We start from the raw sequence: 17,354 nt of genomic DNA on the forward strand, positions 1-17,354 counted from the left end.
CAGCGGCTAAAGCCAGCCGCCTCGGAATCCGGCGCGCCGTAAACCGGCGCCGACATAGGAGCAGTCCCGCATCAGCCGCCAGATCAGTTGGGTGCGATGGTTTTCGATCATCATCACCACGATGCCCTGATCTAGTCCGAAATGGCCGGCCGAAACCCAGGCGCTACAACCGGCGCTGGCGAGAGTCGGATTGAAACTGCTGGTGTATTGCTGAGCGGTCAGCATCTCGGGATAGCGTTGCAGCATGTTGCCTGCGGCGCATAAGACGATCTCGGGCGCGAACGGCAGCGATGCCAGCGCCGCCCACCCGCTGAGAGTTCCGTCATCGGGCCCGTACGGCACGCCACGCGCGGCATAGCCGAACAAGCGGCGCCGCTCGGCCAGTTCGGGCAGCAGATTGCTCGGGCCATCACAGGCCGTCAGGCCCCAGCAGTTTTCGTCATAACCGGCGAAGCCGTGCGGGTTGCGCCGCGCATACTCGCGTTGAACCTCAATGGCTCGTCGGCTGTTCTCGAAATAGTCGCAGCGCTTCTCGCGCATGAAGCGATCCCGAATGCCGCGAAAATCGATCCATGCGTGAGAGAACTGGTGCATGAACAGTGGTCCCGCATACAGATAATCGTAGCCGTATAGATGCTCCCATTGATAGGTTGCCGTCCAGGCCTCGTAGCTGTCGTCCTTGAGCGGATGTGTCGGCGAACCCATCGCGAGGACGTAAAGGATGATAGACTCGTTGTAACCATCCCACCCGTAGTGCAGGAATCCGCATTCCGGCTTCCAGCCTTGCCTGATCGTTGCAGCTCCACCCTGCGACCATCGCCAGTCGACGCGAAAGTATAGCGTCTCGACGAGTTCGCGCAGTTCGGTTTCCTCAGGCGTATTGGCAGTGAAGTACATGCTGGCGGTCAGCGCGCCGGCAATCAGCAGCGCGGAGTCAATGGTCGACAGCTCCGAACGCCAGACGCGGACGCCGGTGTGCATGTCGAGAAAGTGGTAGTAGAAACCCTTGAAGCCGGTCGCCTCCGGGCTGCCGCTTTGGTCGCTGTCACGAAAGAAACGCAACACGGAAAGACTGCGTTTGGCCGCGTCGGCCCGCGCCATCCAGCCACGTTCCACCGCCACCGGATAGACCGACAGAGCGAATCCGACGGCGGCAATGCTGGCCGGCGAATTCCTGCGCGAGGTGTCGGCGATCAGTCCGTTGGCCGGATTTACGGCTTGCAGGAAGTAGCCGAACGCGGCACGCTGGAGCTGGTCGAGACTCTGTTCGTTCATCAAAGCGTCGCTGTTCATGCGGCGGAGCGACAAGCTGACGGTTCGCGTATGCGATCTGGTGTAACCGCCGTGACCGCGTGCGGGGAAAAGTCGACATCCAAGCGCACCTTATGCTCCAAGTTGTGCTTCATGAGTGCGTTTGGTTTCACGGTTTAATCTTCTTTAGGCATGATTTTCGTGATGGGCTGCGGCCGGGCGTGTTTGGCCGAATGCTGCGTTTGTGTATTCCCAAACTCCTCGGATGGATAGGTGATCGAACGGTCCCGGACGATGGCAAACGACGTGAGAGTATGAACCTGACGGTGAGTTGCGCTCATGATATCCTCGATGCGAATACCACGGACCAGCAAGGCATCTGCGATGAGTGAGCGATGACAGCGCCACGGCACCGCTTCAGCGCACATCAAGACGATTCGGTATTGGTTCGCCAGGCGAATCAATTCTTCGAGACTCTGCGCAAACTCGGGTGTTTGCATGTAATCTGCAAATCCTCGAAAGGAGGCATTGCGCCAGCCCATGTTCAGCGAATCGACTTTCGCATGACGCAGTCCGCCGAGTCCAGGCATGTGAACATATTCCAAGCCGACTTTCTTTAGCGAACAGAGCAAGGTAGCCTTGTTGAATTGCGGATTGTGCCGGGAACACGGAATGGTGCGCACATCCACTACGCACGTTGCTCCGTGTGCCTTAAGCAGGCGGATGAAATCCTCTAACGTGCGCGTCGAATGGCCTATCGTCATTACCAGCGGTAAAGGTTTTTCCTTTGGCATGCTTTATTCCTCGTACTCGGCAACTTTTTTATTCCCTGCGGCCTCTCAGACGGGGCAACACACAGACCGAGAGACTCGGTCGGAAAGGTGATATGGGCTCCAGCAAAAACGAATCCGGTCTCATGAGTGCGGTTTCGGATTTGAAGTTTTAGCCGGCAACCGATCTTTGAGATCCTTGAGCGTGAACGGACCAGGCTCGGCAATCAATTGGCGAGCGGCTTCCACCTGTTCCCATACATTCCATAACAACACGCCTCGCACTCTACCGTCCTGTAAATAGTAGATGACGCCTTCCTCGTCGGGTCGCCTCCAGTCGGCAAAAGTCTCCAAACGTGCGTCCACTTCGCCTACTGCTTCGTATCCCAAATCGAACATGTCGGAGTAAAAGAATGGCAGGTGGTGATAGGGCTCAGACTTGCCTGCCATGTTCAGCCCGGCCAATCGTCCCATGGAATTGGCGTTGTCCTCGTGTTCGACCCGGATGCGCTTTCCCAACGCAGGGTTGTAGAATGCGGCAACGTCTCCCGCTGCATAGATGTCGGGATGGCTGGTGCGCAAAAACTCGTCCACGACGATTCCGTTTTCCACTTCGAGTCCGATTGATTGGGCAAGCTCTACGTTCGGCGCGATGCCGACTCCTGCCACCACGCCGTCGACTATAATTTCGCGATTAGTACGCGTTTTCAAAACTTGTTGGTTACCTCGCGTTTCCAAACCAACAATCTCTTCGCCGGCCAACACTTCAACGCCCTTTTGCTTGTAGAAATTGGACACAAAACGAGCGAGAGGACTCGGGAAGACGCGATCTCCAATATCTTTACCGGGGAAAATCATCACCACTTCTCTCCCGTTCAGAGCGAGCGCCGCTGCGATCTCCGAACCGATAAACCCGCCGCCGATCACGGCAAACCGCCGCCCCGTTTCGGTCAGAGCACGAAGACGCCGGTAGTCCGGCAGGGTCCGGAAGTAAATGATCTTGTCGTCGCCGAACGGAAGGCGTCGTGGCTTGCCGCCCGTAGCCAGTAAGAGTTTTTGATAGGTGAAAATATCCCCCTTGTCGTCCACGACACGTTTTTGAGTGGGAACAATTTCTTTGACGACACGGCCAAGGTGAGGCTTGGCCTCTTTGCTCTCCAGCTTGCGCCAGATGCTATCCAAGGGCTTGCCCTTCCAGAGCGCCTTTGACAGAGGTGGCCGATCGTACGGAGTGTCAAGCTCCGCGCTGATCAGCCCTATGCTGCCGGTTGGATCAACTTCGCGGATACCATCCACCGCAGCGGCTGCGGTCATCCCGCCGCCGATGATTAAATACTGGTAGTTCGCCATAGTTTGTGCCTCCTATCTTTCGCTTACTCTTTCCAGCGTTGTCAAAAACAAGACTAACTATAAAGTCGACCGCAGTCGATGCGGTTCCGCACATAAGCTGATGAATGATGGTGACTCTTTCAACAGCCGGGTATGCGCGCCAACGTACTGACTGCGGCTAATTTAAACAATAAGATTTTCTAAGGTTTTGACGAAACCTCATTTCGTCCCGAAGCTGGGTTCCAGGTCGAAATGACGTGTACATCTTTGTCCGCGCTTGTTTTTTTAGCACAGGAGAATTCCATGACCCAATCAACCCACACCCCCTCTGAACATGCCACGCAAGCCTGTATCGAGGCTTGTAGTCACTGCCATCAGGTCTGTCTGGCAACCGCGATGAACCACTGCCTGGAGGCCGGCGGCAAGCACGTTAAACCCAAACATTTCCGCCTGCTGATGAACTGCGCCGAGATTTGCCAGACGTCGGCCAATTTTCAGCTCAGCAGCTCCCAATTTTCGCATCATCTATGCGCGGTCTGCGCCGAAGTCTGCGAGGCATGCGCGGCGGATTGCGAAAAAATCGGCGACATGGAGGAATGCGTCGAGGCATGTAAGGAATGTGCCGAGAGTTGCCGGCAAATGGGAAGCGACAAGTACTAAGGGTGAACCGGGTTCTTTGGCTGTGTACCCAAGACCCTTGTTGTTCACCGTGGCAGCGATAGCGCTAACAGCATGTGGCGAGGTGGCGCAGTTGCCGGTTGCGGCCGGCGTCGGCCCTCACCCCCAACTGCCGCCGCCCAACCCCACGTTGATTCCCACGGTGAATATCGCACAGGCCGTGGGCTGGCCCGCGAATGGAAAACCGCTGGCGGCGCCAGGGATGGCCGTAAACGCCTTTGCTGGCGGACTCGATCACCCACGCTGGTTGACTGTGCTTCCCAACGGCGACGTATTAGTCGCCGAGACCAATGCGCCGTCTAGACCAAAGGACGCACAGGGCATCAGAGGCTGGTTTATGAAGCGGGTCATGAACAAGGCGGGCGCAGGCGTACCCAGCGCCAATCGCATCACATTGCTGCGCGATGCCGATGGTGACGGCGTGGCCGAAACACGGTCGGTGTTCATCGAGGGGCTAAGCTCGCCCTTTGGCATGGCTCTGATTGGCAACGACTTCTACGTGGCCAACTCCGATGCGGTGGTGAGATTTCCCTATACCGAGGGCGAAATCCGGATCGCTCAGCCAGGGACCAAGGTGCTGGATCTGCCGGCGGGCCCAATCAATCATCACTGGACCAAGAACCTCATAGCCCGCCGGGACGGTTCACGACTTTATGTGACGGTGGGATCGAACAGTAATGCCGCCGAGAACGGCATCGACCAAGAGGTCGGCCGCGCCGCCATCTGGGAGGTGGATCCGAAGCGCGGAAGCTACCGCATCTATGCGTCCGGTCTGCGCAATCCCAACGGACTCGCCTGGGAGCCGGATGGCGGGGCACTCTGGACCGTGGTCAACGAACGCGATGAAATCGGCAGCGACCTGGTTCCGGACTACCTGACTTCGGTACCCGACGGCAGCTTCTTCGGCTGGCCTTACAGCTACTATGGCCAGCATCCGGACGAACGGGTGCAGCCTCAGCGGCCCGACCTGGTCGCCAAGGCCAGGGTTCCGGATTATGCAATCGGGCCACACACCGGTTCGCTCGGACTGGTTTTTTCCAAGAGCGGAGCATGGCCGGCGCCATTCGACAACGGAGTTTTCATTGGTCAGCACGGTTCATGGAACCGTAAGCCGCGCAGTGGCTACGGGGTCATCTTCGTACCTTTTAGAGCGGGCAAGCCCTTCGGCGATCCGATCGACGTGCTGACGGGCTTTGTTAGCGCCGATGGCGATGCGTTCGGGCGCCCCGTGGGCGTCGTGCTCGACAAGCATGCGGCGTTACTGGTCGCCGATGATGTCGGCAATATCGTCTGGCGCGTGACAGCATCGACCATGAACCCCGATTCACATCGGGGGCAGCCAACAGAAAATTAAGCGACGGACTTAGTTGCAGATATCGACTTTGCTGCAAGCATCCTAGCGGAGGTAGGACATGCCCTATAAAGACTTGAACGATTTGCCCGAACCAGTGCGGGAACATTTACCGAAACACGCCCAGGAAATCTACCGTGCGGCTTATAACAGCGCTTGGGACGAATATGGGCAAGTCGAAGAGCGGGCGAGCCGGGTGGCATGGAGTGCGGTCAAAAGGAAATATGAAAAGGATGAGTCCAGCGGGCAATGGAAACCCAAGGATTAAGGAGCAAGACGAACAAAACTCAAGTTAGTCTTCAGACCCAAAGGTTCTCGCCAGTATCAATCTCTATGCGTTGCCGCACCGACTGCGTTCAGCTTCGCATGTTGTGTTGGCCTTTAGCGGCAGGAAACATCATCGCGCTCGGCCCGGGGGTTCTGGTGATCATGAAGATGACCGTAAGCCCCCTTTTTTCTTAATGTCATTTTGACAGGAGATTAACATGAACTACGAAGATCGAGATACCTACGGTATATACAAACGCAAATCCGGCCACGAAAGGGGACCCGGTCCTCGGCTGATGGGCGCCGACACCCTGATTGGAAATGAGGTCTTTAATCCAAAAGATGAAAACTTGGGTGAAATCAAGGAAATTATGTTGGATACGTCCAATGGCAAAGTGTGTTATGCGGTGTTGTCCTTTGGCGGTTTCCTCGGAATGGGGGAAAAGCTTTTTGCGGTGCCCTGGAGTGCATTGAAGCTCGATACGGCGAACAAGCGCTTTGTGCTCAACGTGGAAAAGGATCGACTCAAAAATGCACCGGGATTCGATAAGAACGACTGGCCCGACATGGCAGACCAGTCTTGGGTTGATAAAATTCATTCGTACTATGGAACTAAGCCATACATGGACCCGCCGCGCATGTAACGACTGCATCCGGTGTTGAATCATTCCTATAACAAGAGGAGCTAATCGATGGATGCGAATTATGATAGAGCTGCCCCGGATATTAGTGAATGACGGTATAGCAGCCAAACATATCTTTATTAATCATTTGAGGAGTTCAAACATGAAGAAATTCATTATTGCATCCATTGTGCTTATGGCCATGCCGGTCGCAGGCATGGCCGCTCCAGAGCAAGCCACGGGTCATACTGCCGGATCCCCCATTGACCAATCTCATCCGGGATCCACTCTGTCCGCTTCTGAAAATGCCTCCGCGAAACATTTGGCGGCGGCCGCGGCTCATGAACAAGCAGCAATGCATCATAAGGCCGCCGCTAACGCTCAGCAGCCGGAGCAAGCAAAGGAACATGCCATGGCAGCTGAAAAAGCCTCCTTAGCGGCTTGTGAAAAAAGCAAAGAAGCCTTGTCGTCCCCGCCAGGCAAGTAAGGATGCGGTCAAAAATACCTGCAGTCACCATGGACCTGCCAGGTTTTTAAAACCTGGCAGGTCTTCAACCGATTAGCCAAATCATGCTCCCACAGCATCAAAACCAATACATTGGAGATAAACGATTATCTCCAATGTACGACACCGAGCAGACTCTAAAAAGCCTTTCCAGTACACTTCTCATCTACTTACTTTGAGTGGAGTTACGTCATGAAAATTGGTAGATATTTAATTGGCTGGCTGTTGGGTGTGCCGGTAGTTGTTCTGGTCATTATTTATTTGTTGTTCAATTAGCCGCTCATAACTTTGGGCAATCCGCCCACATTCATTTAAAAAATGAGGAGTTTACTATGTCTGCACGATTATCGTTAATTATGTTCACTTTAACGGTCGGTTTAAACATGATGGCCGGTACCGTTCGAGCCGAACAGAATGCCCCAATCTATTTGGCGGCCGGTGACCCGGCATTGGACAATACCGGGCGCAATGTACGCGACAAGGGTGACGCTACTTTAACCCCGGAAGATCAAATGGAAAACGAAAGTGATATCACTATCACCGCTACCATACGTCAAGCCGTGGTTAAAGATGAGTCGCTGTCAGTCAATGCGCAGAATATAAAAATCATCACACGGAATGGGGTGGTGACTTTGCGCGGGCCTGTTAAAAGTGAAGCCGAAAGCATGAAACTGCAACAAATCGCCAAGCAAACGCCTGGTGTAGTGCGGGTAGATAATCAACTTGAAAATATAGCGCCATAAAGGCTTGGGAGAGTGTCATGAGTAAAGCAGTTTTTTGTATCGCCCAAAGTATCGATCAGGCAGAGAGTATTGTTAATGACCTGAAGAACGCGGGTTTTTCCACCAATGATATATCCGTGCTACTTCCCGATAAATCCTCCACCAAGGATTTTGCTCATGAAAAGCACACCAAAGCGCCGGAAGGGGCGGCTATCGGTGGGACAGTGGGTTTGGGCACTGGCGCTGTGATCGGGTTATTGGCCGGGATTGGCAGCTTGGCTATTCCGGGTGTCGGTGCGTTTATCGCCGCAGGCCCCATTATGGGTGCGTTGAGCGGTGCGGCAGTCGGCGCCGCCACGGGCGGCTTGGCGGGAGCCTTGATCGGGATGGGTATTCCTGAGTATGAAGCCAGACGCTATGAAGGAAAAATCAAGGGAGGAAGCGCCTTGATTTCTGTTCATACTTCAAGCAGCGATGCGATTCATACGGCAAAAGAAATCTTCGAGCGGGCTCATGCGGAGGATATTTCCTCGACTGAGGAATCCTCAGTAAATACTTAAACTTGATGTTGCTAGTGCACGTAATGCAGTTTTTAATTTAAGAATTATCAATTCAATTCGCTCAGACTTTCAAATTGAGCCAACCGGAGAAAACCTATGATTAACACCAACCAGATTAAACCTGATATGCCCGTTATCTGTTCCCAGGACGGCCAGTTTGCCACTGTCGATCATATGGAGGGTGCGGGTACCATCAAGCTGAAGAAAGATAAGACCGGTCAGCACCATTACATTCCGGTAAGCTGGGTAACCTCAACCGAGGGCGGCAAGGTTAAAATAGATCGTCCGGGAGATCAAGCAATGCAGGAGTGGTCGTCAACTTCGCCAAATGATGTAGGCCAATGACTTTAATTGGAAATAAAAAAATGAAGCCGGTCAGTAAAACCTTTTTCAAAGGGTTAATCGCTATTATCCCCCTTATACTCACCCTTTATTTGCTCTTCTGGCTTGCCGACACTGCAGAATTGGTGCTGGGAAATATCTTCAAGTTTTTCTTACCTGACAGCTGGTACATAAAAGGCTTGGGGTTTGTATTGGGTCTTGCTGTAGCCTATTTTTTCGGAAGCTTTCTGGAGACTCGAACTTTTCCCAGACTGTTCATTAGCTTTGAAGAGCTTGTGCTCCAGATTCCCGTTGTTAAAAGCATATATACAGCGATACGCGATTTTATTTCTCTTTTTTCCAGTGAACAGAAAGGGAAATTTAATAAAGTAGTTTTGGTAAATATACCTCTCTTCAATGGTCAACAGATAGGTTTTATTACAGTTTCTGATATCAAAGAGCATTCACATACTTTTATTGCCGATGACCAAGTTGCCGTATTTTTGCCATTCAGTTATCAGATGGGCGGCAACACGGTCATTATGTCACGGGAAAATATAGTAGAAATAGATATGTCTGTTGAGGATGCTCTGCGTTTTATCGCAACAGCCGGCGTTGTGGGCAGTGTTAATGGTGAGAAAAATAAAAGTTAAAGGCTTTAAATTTCACTAAAAAGAAAAAATATACCGCGGTCAAATCCGGCTATGACATAACAATCCGTCATACAGTTGTTTAAGCGTTGCGGCCAGCTCATTTAGGCCAACCGGGTTCCAGCAGGGCAATAGCTGGCGTGGCAAATTTAGCCGCCAAGATCGTTAAAAGCATGCACGCGGGTTAAATGGATATTCGTTAAGATTCATTAAACTGATTACCGCAATTGTTAAAAACTGGCTTATTACCTGCTGAACCGGCTACTTCAGAGTTAGGCTTCATTATATGTTACTTGTTTTGTTATATTTTCCCATTATCTCCCAACAAGTAACGAATAAAGCCGCAATGATGGGACCTAATACAAATCCTGTTAATGAAAACCAGGTTAATCCACCCAGAGTTGACACCAGCACAAGATAATCTGACATTTTACTGTCTTTACCTATCAGGCGCGGCCGTAGAAAATTATCCATCATGCCAATGACTAAAATACCGACTGTAAAAACGATAGTCGCTTTTAAAGTTCTCCCTTGTAATAATAGAATTACCGCGGCGGGCCCCCAAATTAGAGTGCTGCCTATCGGCAATAAAGATAAAATTATCATTAACAGACCCCATAAAAAAGCGGCTGGAATGCCTACAAACCAAAATAATATTCCCCCGATACTTCCCTGAATGACAGCGACTATTAACCCGCCTTTAACAGTCGCTCTGGCTACGCTGGTGAAACGTTCAAATAATTCCGTTTCGATGTTGTCTCCAATTGGAACCAGAGAAATGAGTTTTCTTATCAAGAGATTACCATCCCGCAATAGAAAAAACAGAATGTAGAAAGCCAAGACAAATTGAACGATAAGATTTAACAAGTTCTGGGTCAATGCGGGGAGTTGTTGTGCTATATATTTTACTGCTTGTGTAAAGGAATCCCCTACTGAGACGCTTATCTGCTCAACGCTCAATGCTTGTATATGTGAAAGCTTATTGAATTTTGGCAAAAGAAGCGCGAGAGTTTCTTGAAAATAGACCTGAGGGTTTATTTCCCCGCTTTGAATTTTTTGATAAAGGATTGTACTTTCCTCCGTTATCATCAAGGTAATGGTTAACAAAGGGATCACAAAAACCAGGATAATCATCATCATGGTTAAAAACAACGGCAGTATTTCCGAATTTTTAAAATATTGCCTAACCCGCTGATAAACAGGATCAAAAACTACCGCCAGAATAATGGCCCAAAAACAGGCTAATAAAAAATCTTTAATCAATAGAAAAAAAGAGACCGTTACTAACAATACAAAGGCCAGAAAAAGAATATAAGGGGTATTTTTTTGCATGAAAAACAAGATTAAAAACTGAATCGGTTTGGCATCCTATCATAGGGATGATGTGTTCCCAAAACCGGTGGAATCGAGAGTGAATGCCATGAGTCCACCGCTGTCAATTCAGGCGTAATAAAGATATCACGCCTGAAATTAAAAGGGAGTTGACGCCCACAAGAGCAATAATATCCTTATCAAGCGAGTGTTCTGATGCTCGCTTCCCTGCCCCACTGACGTGTCTTGGCTGCGGCAATGAAGTGATCCAGGTTACCGATGGCAATCACACCGGCGTCTTGTTCGATACCCGCTGTTTTCACTAAGGCTTCGCCGCCTTTGTCAACGCCGATCGCTTTCAGATGACCGAAGGCGTCGCGTACGAATTCGATGGCGGCGGCTTCTCTGCCCAATAACGCGGCGGCTTCGCTGGAAAGAATGATGGCGACCGCGTCGAACATAACCGACGGCGTGCCGGCCAATTGGCCATCGATTTTCAAAAGCGAGCCGTTGGCGAGTTTCGCTTCGCCGATTTTCGCGGCGATAAACTTCACTTTTGCGCCTGCAGCGGCGATTGCCTGATTGACAGCGTCGATGCTTGCCGCGTCCGATCCGTCCGCGATCAATACCCCGATAGCGCGACCTTCGAGCGTATCCTTCATCTTGCCTATAAGCTGCAGCGCCGGGGATAGGTCTAACTCCTGAACTGCAGCAGCAGTAGTTGGCGCCTGCGGCAGTTCGCTCATACCGAGACCAGAGGCGACCCGTTGTGCGAGGTCCTCTTCGATATGACGCAGGTGACCGACCATAGCTTCACGAATATGCGGATGCTCGACCTTCGAGAGCTCAAATACCAAAGCGGAGGCAAGATGTGCCTGTTCGTAAGGAGACTGACTGAGATAGAATTGCCGTGCCTGGCTGTAATGGTCGGAAAAGCTCTCCGCCCGAATCCTTCCCTTTGCGCCGGTCTCGTCCATCGCTGCGCCGCGAAAACCCCTCTCCGGTTGTTCGCGTGGGGAGTCCGCTGCCAGGGTATTCGGCTCGTAGGACACGCGTCCGGCCGGTTGCGCCATTTGCATATGACCGTCGCGCTGGTGATTGGCGAACGGGCATTTCGGCGCATTGACGGGTATCTGGTGAAAATTCGACGAGCCCAGGCGGGATAACTGCGTGTCCTGATATGAGAACAGGCGCCCCTGCAATAACGGATCGTTCGAGAAATCGATGCCGGGCACGACATGGGATGGGCAGAACGACACCTGTTCGGTCTCCGCAAAAAAATTGTCCGGCCAGCGGTTGAGTACCATGCGCCCGATAACTTGCAACGGCACGAGTTCTTCCGGTATCAGTTTGGTTGCATCGAGATGATCGAATGGGAAGCCATCGGCTTCCTCTTGCGAGAACAACTGCACAGCCAAGTCCCATTCCGGAAAATCGCCGGCGCTTATCGCTTCGAACAGCTCGCGGCGATGAAAGTCGGAATCGGCGCCGGCAATCTTGACCGCCTCGTTCCAGAGGGTGGATTGCAAACCGAGTTTCGGCCGCCAATGGAATTTCACGAAGGTCGATTCGCCGGCTGCATTGACCAGACGAAAGCTATGAATACCGAAGCCTTCGATCATCCGTAGCGAACGCGGCAAGGTGCGGTCGGACATGATCCACATCACCATATGCATCGATTCCGGAGTCAGTGAAATAAAGTCCCAGAAGGTGTCATGCGCCGACGCTGCCTGAGGAAAGCCACGATCGGGTTCCATTTTGACGGCATGAACGAGGTCGGGAAATTTGATGGCATCCTGAATGAAAAACACGGGGATATTATTGCCGACCAAATCCCAATTGCCTTCTTTCGTATAAAACTTGACGGCGAAGCCGCGAACATCGCGCGGGGTATCGGCAGAACCTGACCCGCCGGCTACGGTTGAAATACGCGTGAACAGCGGCGTTTGTTCGCCCACTTCGGTGAGCACTTTGGCTGTTGTGTATTTTTCCAGGGATTGGGTCAGTTCGAAAAAGCCGTGTGCGCCCGTACCGCGGGCATGGACGATGCGCTCTGGAATTCGCTCGTGGTCGAAATGAGTGATTTTTTCACGCAGGATGAAATCTTCCAGCAGCGTCGGACCGCTCGGATTGGCTCTCAGGGAGTTCTGATTGTCGGAAATCGGCAAACCCTGATTCGTCGTCAACACAGGCTGATCGCCGGAGGCCGTCTGGTGCCACTCTCCACCGCTAGCGACTGAAACTGTTACTTCTTCTGGCCCAGACTGTGTCGATTTGCTTTTGACAGATGGAACCTCTGTTTTGGCTTTGGTCATCATGAATCTCCAGTTGATTTTGCGCGACGGCAACATGTTGCCGCGGCGCTATGGGTGATAATAATGTCACTTTATAAGAAAAGCGCTCTCGCGTTGGGAGTCCAGCGGCGACGATTGTTAAAGCTTGCGTAATGGATCACGCAGCTTTGATGGAACTACCTCGCTCAAAAATGACCTGTTATGTCGGATGCAAGCTGTTATCGCTTTGACCTTCGGCGGGGCTACTGACTGCACCTGAAGCCGCTACCACCGGTTGGATTTGCCGTTCGAACGTGTGATCCGACGCGTCCTGTTGATAGAAGGACTTCATCATCCAGGCTAGAGGCAAGGCCGTGTATAAGGTATGGATCGAGGTCATGAGGTTCAGCGCAATCCTCAAGGGTGTAGTCTCGCTAGTACGTAGCTTATCGGCGGCGCCACGTGATTTGATAGTTTGACGCTGGGTAAGTTCGCCAAGGATAAAACCGATGCCGCCCGCCAGCAGCAAAGTGGCCGGAGCGATCATCTGTTGGTGTATGTTTCGGACCAGCGTAGCGGTGCGAACACCGACCCTTTGTTGACGGTTCAATAGCTTTCGCTCCTCAGCCCTGATTTGAGCCCTCAGTGACTTGGGTTTGTTTCGCTTTAGAAGGTAGCCCTTGATCATGTCTTCTCCGTATCCCGTCGCCCAGAGGACGTGGTCTGAAAACTGCGAAGGGTCGCGGGAAATTGTAGATAGCGACTCTTACGGCGTATCACACCAAAGAGTAAAAGTGTGAGCATCAAATTGAATGCAACGGCAAGCAGTATGTCGCTACTCGTTGCCACGACGTCATGCTCGACCAGTTCCAGCACGGCGAAGGCATGAGTCCTAGCCAGGCCCCGATCAGCAACACGCCAACCATCACTCCGGCCACAATCATGTCCACCAGGCTCTTGCCCACCCCCTGCGTCTCCAGCGCGGCAAGCCGGAAGCGATCGTGGGTTAGCCCGCACAGCTCATACCATAACGACTGAGCCTCTTCCAGCACACCGAAACCGCTCACCGGATCGCCGCGCGTTGCAGCTTGCCCGGGATTTTCATCCCCTATGGCATCCTGATTCATGAGGTTTGACGGTCTACCGGCCGCTCACCACGCGGCTAGCAGAAAGCCGGCCGCCCCTGCGGTACCCTGGTGTTGTCGCGAATATAAACGCGGCAATCCTCCATCAATTGCTGCTCGGCATTTTTCAGTTGTTCTCCTTTTTCGCCAAGCGCTTCTGCAGCCTGAATGGTCGCACTAACTAGCGACCTTATCGACCGTCTCATGTGCGGAATGAGCTGCTTTGTCTATGGTTTCCATGATAAATTCATCTCTGTTTGAGCCGCAGGTCATTGCAGCGTTCAGGTTTATGATATTTGCCGATCTAACGGCCGCTCACCAATCGGCTCAGCAGAAATCCGATCGCTACCGCGATACTCACCGACGTTATGGGGTTGTCGCTGATAAAACCTGAGCAATTCTTCATCAATTTCTGCTCGGTTTTTTTCAGTTGTTCGCCTTTTTCGACAAGCGTTTCCGCAGCCTGGCTGGTTGCATCGGCGATCTTATCGTAAGCCGCATGTGCGGAATTGGATACTTTGTCTGTAATTTCCATGGTAGTTTTCTCGTCTATTTAAGTTTATTTGAATTGTATTTCATTCTTGACTGACTTCGCTCATCCCGTGCCACTGCCACCACTTTGGTAATATCGACTGGTGTCATGGCCTCTAGTTGCGCAATAAGGTTCTTGGCTCCGGCATGCTCTACGTCATCGTCCATCAAATCGTTGTCCTTGATGACGGCGCGAGCCGCCGGGTAAAAGACTTCTTCCCCGGCTTGGGCATGGATGGTCAGCTCAATGCATATCTGCCGAACCACTTCTGCTTTTGCTTTATCGTTGCCATCGCCCTTGGCGAGTTTGGCAAAATCCGCTAACAGTTTATTTAACTTCTTGTGGTCTTCAGTAAGTAACGCGATGGCGTCCTCTCCGTGCTGCATGGCGGGTTTAAGTGCGGTCTTCGTCAAAACTTTGTCCTCAAAAATTTTAAAGATCAAACTTGGAGGTTCCAAGTCACGCGGCTGTTTACGGCTGCGGAATGTCGCGGGTTGCCAACCTGGACTGACTCAGAAGCTATGGCCCTGGGCGATGGTTCGTCTCGCTTGTAGCCATAATAGGTTCATCAGTTCGATAAATCGGTTCGTTACCTTACACAGCGTAGGATTTTTTTGCGGGCTCGGAATCCCCTGCGCATCGGTGATGGCAGGCAGCAGGCTCCGGTTTTATGAAATGATCATCGATCGAGATTGGCCCGGTGGCATTGCAGGCATATTGAAGAACCAACCGGACAATGGACCGTGGTTTTTGAAAATGGCGGGCTCAGAGCGTCGGTTTTCAAAAGCAATCCTGATTAGCAATTGACCATAAGACAAACCCACGGCAACGCTGTATCGAAAACAGCTCACATCAATACGGACTCGAAGTTCAATAGAACAAGACGCTTTCATTGATCAATTCTGAAAAAAAGTCATGGAGGCGGATCTTCCATCCAGCTCGTCTGCAATCAGAGCCCCGGCTTCAGCATCATTCCGGCAAGTGCGTTGGGAGTTCAAAATAATTTTCAAAAAATCTGAGTCTGGTCAGATAAAAATAGTTTATCTCCAATGTACGACAACGCCCAGAATCTAGGACGCATTTCCATTAGACTTTTAATCAACGTGCATAATCATGTTTTTTGACAGCATGTTTGAAGGCAAGCCAAATCAACTAACAAATTATTACACGAATATTTTAGCGGAGATGCGTCATGGGTAAATATTTTATAGGCTGGCTCGTGGGCGCGCCGACGATTGTTTTTGTCATTATTTATTTGGTGTTCAATCATAAATCGTCAGTCCACCTGCAGCCATTTAAAATGGTTGTAAATGTCAGTTTTCCATCTTTGGTTAGCATGGTTTTGAAAGCATCAGATTTTAAAACCTAACTAATCCTTTTTCATTTTTTACAAGGAATCCATTATGAAAGCAACAGAGAAGACCAATACAGTCGATGATAATGAAGAAATAATCACATTGGAGTTTTATTATGCATAACATTGAAACACTCAATAAATTGCTGAAAAATGAATTAGCAGCAACGAAAACTTATCAACAGGCGTTGGACAAACTTCGGGACGATGCCGGACTGGGCGAATCGAAGGAACTAAGGCCCATTTATGAGGCTCATAAAGAGGCCGTTTCCAGTTTACAGGCACTCATCAGTCGACTGGGAGGAACTCCCTGTGAGGACTCAGGAGCATGGGGAACTTGGGCGGAAATAGTCCAGGGAAGCGCTAATCTGCTGGGTAAAGAAACGGCACTAAAGTCTTTACAGGCCGGAGAAAAAAGTGGAGCAGAAGCTTATGAGGAAGCGTTGCAGGAGACTGAGCTGTCTTCAGATATTCGCTCTTTGATTAAAACGAAGCTGCTGCCTGCTCAACAAGGGCATATACGCACTTTGAATCGGCTTTTGGGCGCGTAAACTGATTAGTTTTCAGCCGCCTGATATGCGGTTTTATTTATGTCAGCTATAGCCATAATTTGACTGGGCTGGATTAATTTATTCCGTTGCCGGATTTTAAATAAAAGTCCAGCTCACATTTAATAAATTTTAATCCTGATTAGCAAGGATCATCTCTGCTAAAAAATCCATGCCGATCAGACGGCTCTTGAGGAATTTATGAGTTCGGATGAAATTGTACGTAAACTGGAAGTGGCAAAATGTTAATTCTATTAATGTAGCTGAATAGAAAGAAACAGCTAAAAACAAGTAATGAACAGATATCGCTGTGATTATGCGGCGAAATCTTGTTATTGTTTATTAATTTGGAGGCTCATATGTCTATATTTAATGCTGAAGATTCAACAAGATCAAGCCTGGATCGCGTTCGTAGCTCCACCGCTTCCCATGTGAACGAAGAAATAGATCTTCAAACGGATATAAATATTCAACGTTATAACGGCAAAAGCAAGGCGGAAATTCTTGAGCGCATTCAAATGCTGGATAAGGAATGGGATATAGAGCGAGTGCTTGAGGTCAATGCCTCTACTTTAGCCCTAACTGGTCTAATTCTTGGCTTAACCAAAAATCGAAAATGGCTATTCCTGCCCGGCATTGTTTTGCCGTTTCTTTTGCAGCATGGTTTGCAAGGATGGTGCCCTCCCTTACCCCTATTACGCCGGCTTGGTATCCGTACCCGGGGAGAAATCGACCGTGAAAAATACGCGCTTAAAGTCCGACTGGAGAAAAGCTGAGTTGATTCTATTTAAAACAAACTTTTGTTACAACGAATACTGCTAAAAACCTAGCTGATGAGCAATAATCTATAGCCAATTTGTAACAAATACATAACTCACATTCATATTGCCTCGATTATACCGACACAAATCTGTCTGTAACAGATTTGCATTAATTACTAGCCCTTCACCCCGGATTATAGTTATTTGTTTAATTCCTATTATCAAACCGTTGGCAATATGCATGCGTGTGAGCACGTGATTTATTGTCCCGTCCTACTGTTGAACAGATCTACCATTATCGTTCTGACATAGATAAGCGAATGATAGATTTGCTCACTGGGATTGATGAAAGCCAGTGGCAAAAAATCGCTTTCCGGATTGCTTAGGGCTGCACCATGAACAGCAACACTCCTGTACACAACAA

The 17,354-nt window shown here is 50.6% G+C and carries 20 protein-coding genes and 1 pseudogene; 11 read left to right on the forward strand and 10 right to left on the reverse strand.

The genetic code is table 11. The annotated features are described in order from the left end of the window. Window positions 1-6: 6 nt before the first annotated feature. From ACEPPP_RS03145 to ACEPPP_RS03155, 3 genes are all read right to left on the reverse strand, one after another. Entirely contained in the window at window positions 7-1,275 is a 1,269-nt protein-coding gene (locus tag ACEPPP_RS03145) for a glucoamylase family protein (protein ID WP_374089603.1), read from the reverse strand. 152 nt (window positions 1,276-1,427) lie between these two features. Next, on the reverse strand, window positions 1,428-2,045 hold the full coding sequence (locus ACEPPP_RS03150; protein ID WP_374089604.1) for a DUF488 family protein: 618 nt from the start codon (window positions 2,043-2,045) through the stop codon (window positions 1,428-1,430). 120 nt (window positions 2,046-2,165) lie between these two features. Then, window positions 2,166-3,371 carry an NAD(P)/FAD-dependent oxidoreductase gene (locus ACEPPP_RS03155; protein WP_374089605.1) on the reverse strand — a complete coding sequence of 402 codons (1,206 nt, stop codon included), beginning with the start codon at window positions 3,369-3,371 and terminating at the stop codon, window positions 2,166-2,168. Window positions 3,372-3,653: 282 nt separating this feature from the next. On the opposite strand from ACEPPP_RS03155, the gene ACEPPP_RS03160 reads away from it, so the two are divergent. The 9 genes from ACEPPP_RS03160 (at window position 3,654) to ACEPPP_RS03200 (ending at window position 9,030) form a co-directional block, all read left to right on the forward strand. Then, complete coding sequence (locus ACEPPP_RS03160) at window positions 3,654-4,010, forward strand: four-helix bundle copper-binding protein (protein WP_374089606.1); 357 nt, start codon at window positions 3,654-3,656, stop codon at window positions 4,008-4,010. Window positions 4,011-4,059: 49 nt separating this feature from the next. Then, window positions 4,060-5,382: a sorbosone dehydrogenase family protein gene (locus tag ACEPPP_RS03165; protein ID WP_374090877.1), complete on the forward strand. Its 1,323-nt coding sequence runs from the start codon at window positions 4,060-4,062 to the stop codon at window positions 5,380-5,382. Between the two features lie 58 nt (window positions 5,383-5,440). Further along, window positions 5,441-5,647, forward strand: a complete 207-nt coding sequence (locus tag ACEPPP_RS03170; RefSeq protein WP_374089607.1) for a ChaB family protein — start codon at window positions 5,441-5,443, stop codon at window positions 5,645-5,647. Between the two features lie 217 nt (window positions 5,648-5,864). Then, window positions 5,865-6,290, forward strand: a complete 426-nt coding sequence (locus ACEPPP_RS03175) for a PRC-barrel domain-containing protein (RefSeq protein ID WP_374089608.1) — start codon at window positions 5,865-5,867, stop codon at window positions 6,288-6,290. A 142-nt stretch (window positions 6,291-6,432) separates the two neighbouring features. Next, entirely contained in the window at window positions 6,433-6,756 is a 324-nt protein-coding gene (locus ACEPPP_RS03180) for a hypothetical protein (RefSeq protein WP_374089609.1), read from the forward strand. Window positions 6,757-7,106: 350 nt separating this feature from the next. Beyond that, window positions 7,107-7,517: a BON domain-containing protein gene (locus ACEPPP_RS03185; RefSeq protein ID WP_374089610.1), complete on the forward strand. Its 411-nt coding sequence runs from the start codon at window positions 7,107-7,109 to the stop codon at window positions 7,515-7,517. Window positions 7,518-7,534: 17 nt separating this feature from the next. Continuing rightward, complete coding sequence (locus tag ACEPPP_RS03190; protein WP_374089611.1) at window positions 7,535-8,056, forward strand: hypothetical protein; 522 nt, start codon at window positions 7,535-7,537, stop codon at window positions 8,054-8,056. Between the two features lie 96 nt (window positions 8,057-8,152). After that, the gene (locus tag ACEPPP_RS03195) at window positions 8,153-8,401 is read left to right on the forward strand and encodes a DUF2171 domain-containing protein (RefSeq protein ID WP_374089612.1); all 249 of its coding nucleotides are present in this window, start codon (window positions 8,153-8,155) and stop codon (window positions 8,399-8,401) included. Next, window positions 8,398-9,030, forward strand: a complete 633-nt coding sequence (locus ACEPPP_RS03200) for a DUF502 domain-containing protein (protein WP_374089613.1) — start codon at window positions 8,398-8,400, stop codon at window positions 9,028-9,030. The genes ACEPPP_RS03195 and ACEPPP_RS03200 overlap by 4 nt, the downstream gene beginning before the upstream one ends. Window positions 9,031-9,309: 279 nt before the next feature. Here ACEPPP_RS03200 and ACEPPP_RS03205 read toward each other — a convergent pair whose 3' ends face one another. The 7 genes and pseudogenes from ACEPPP_RS03205 to ACEPPP_RS03235 all read right to left on the reverse strand — a co-directional run bounded on the left by ACEPPP_RS03205 (window position 9,310) and on the right by ACEPPP_RS03235 (window position 14,680). After that, on the reverse strand, window positions 9,310-10,359 hold the full coding sequence (locus tag ACEPPP_RS03205) for an AI-2E family transporter (protein WP_374089614.1): 1,050 nt from the start codon (window positions 10,357-10,359) through the stop codon (window positions 9,310-9,312). Window positions 10,360-10,538: 179 nt separating this feature from the next. Beyond that, window positions 10,539-12,656, reverse strand: a complete 2,118-nt coding sequence (locus tag ACEPPP_RS03210) for a catalase (RefSeq protein ID WP_374089615.1) — start codon at window positions 12,654-12,656, stop codon at window positions 10,539-10,541. A 175-nt stretch (window positions 12,657-12,831) separates the two neighbouring features. After that, window positions 12,832-13,299: a hypothetical protein gene (locus tag ACEPPP_RS03215; protein ID WP_374089616.1), complete on the reverse strand. Its 468-nt coding sequence runs from the start codon at window positions 13,297-13,299 to the stop codon at window positions 12,832-12,834. Window positions 13,300-13,414: 115 nt separating this feature from the next. Continuing rightward, window positions 13,415-13,738: a hypothetical protein gene (locus tag ACEPPP_RS03220; RefSeq protein ID WP_374089617.1), complete on the reverse strand. Its 324-nt coding sequence runs from the start codon at window positions 13,736-13,738 to the stop codon at window positions 13,415-13,417. Between the two features lie 13 nt (window positions 13,739-13,751). Then, window positions 13,752-13,975, reverse strand: a pseudogene (locus ACEPPP_RS03225) (DUF883 domain-containing protein). A gap of 64 nt (window positions 13,976-14,039) precedes the next feature. Beyond that, window positions 14,040-14,270 (reverse strand): hypothetical protein, encoded by a 231-nt coding sequence (locus ACEPPP_RS03230; protein WP_374089618.1) that lies wholly within the window; start codon window positions 14,268-14,270, stop codon window positions 14,040-14,042. A gap of 14 nt (window positions 14,271-14,284) precedes the next feature. Next, entirely contained in the window at window positions 14,285-14,680 is a 396-nt protein-coding gene (locus ACEPPP_RS03235) for a hemerythrin domain-containing protein (protein ID WP_374089619.1), read from the reverse strand. Between the two features lie 1,057 nt (window positions 14,681-15,737). On the opposite strand from ACEPPP_RS03235, the gene ACEPPP_RS03240 reads away from it, so the two are divergent. Both ACEPPP_RS03240 and ACEPPP_RS03245 read left to right on the forward strand, forming a co-directional pair. Beyond that, entirely contained in the window at window positions 15,738-16,172 is a 435-nt protein-coding gene (locus ACEPPP_RS03240) for a DUF2383 domain-containing protein (protein WP_374089620.1), read from the forward strand. A 356-nt stretch (window positions 16,173-16,528) separates the two neighbouring features. Continuing rightward, window positions 16,529-16,945 carry a DUF2892 domain-containing protein gene (locus ACEPPP_RS03245; RefSeq protein WP_024297792.1) on the forward strand — a complete coding sequence of 139 codons (417 nt, stop codon included), beginning with the start codon at window positions 16,529-16,531 and terminating at the stop codon, window positions 16,943-16,945. Window positions 16,946-17,354: the final 409 nt, after the last annotated feature.

Source organism: Methylomicrobium lacus (assembly GCF_041897535.1).
In the GTDB taxonomy this organism is placed as follows: Bacteria; Pseudomonadota; Gammaproteobacteria; order Methylococcales; family Methylomonadaceae; genus Methylomicrobium; species Methylomicrobium lacus_A.